Source organism: Paraburkholderia oxyphila NBRC 105797 (assembly GCF_000685075.1).
GTDB lineage: Bacteria > Pseudomonadota > Gammaproteobacteria > Burkholderiales > Burkholderiaceae > Paraburkholderia > Paraburkholderia oxyphila.
In genome coordinates, this window is record NZ_BAYD01000294.1 from 1 (window position 1) to 892 (window position 892).

The following is an 892-nucleotide window of genomic DNA, read 5'->3' on the forward strand; positions in this document are numbered from 1 at the left end:
GCTGAAGCTGCTGGGTTTCGGTCTGGATCCGCTCGCGGTGCTGGTGCCCTTCCTCGTGTTCGCGATTGGCGTCTCGCATGGCGTGCAGCAGGTCAATTTCATTGTGCGCGAGATCGCGCATGGCCACAGCGCATTCGACGCGGCGCGCCACAGCTTCAGTGGTCTGCTGATTCCGGGCGTGCTGGCGCTCGTGACGGCATTCGTCTCGTTCATCACGCTGCTGCTGATCCCGATCCAGATGGTGCGCGAGCTGGCCATCACGGCCTCGCTCGGCGTGGCCTACAAGATCGTGACGAATCTCGTGCTGCTGCCGGTCGCGGCTTCGTGCTTCAACTTCACGAAAGCCTATGCGGACAGCGCGCTGAAGCGCAGCGAACAGCGCTCCACGTGGCTGCGCGGGCTCGCACGCATTGCCGAGCCGAAGTATGCGGGCCTCACCGTGGCATTGACGCTGGTGGTGTTCGCACTGGCCGCATGGCAAAGCCGTGACCGAGTGATCGGCACGCTCCAGCCCGGAGCGCCGGAGCTGCGTGCGGATGCGCGCTTCAACCGCGATGCCACGTCGATTGCGTCGAGCTACGACATCGGCCTCGACTGGCTTACGGTGGCGATCGAATCGACGGGCAAGGCGTGCGACAACCCCGCGGTCGGCCTCTACGAGGACGACTTCACGAGCGCGATGCGCACCGAGCCGGGTGTGGTGTCGGTGCAGTCGTACTCCGGGATGCTGCGCCGCTACAACCAGGGCTACAACGAGGACTATCCGAAGATGAATGTCGTGCCGATCGACCCCGAAAACTATGGCGCGGTGTCGGTGGACACGGGGCGCGTGAAGGGCTTCATGAAGGTGGATTGCAGCATGACGGCCGTGCACCTGTTTCTCACCGATCAC

General features: G+C 64.1%; 1 pseudogene. It reads left to right on the top strand.

Annotation, left to right across the window (positions count from 1 at the left end):
- Positions 1-892, top strand: a pseudogene (locus BO1_RS49025) (RND family transporter); the annotation flags it as partial.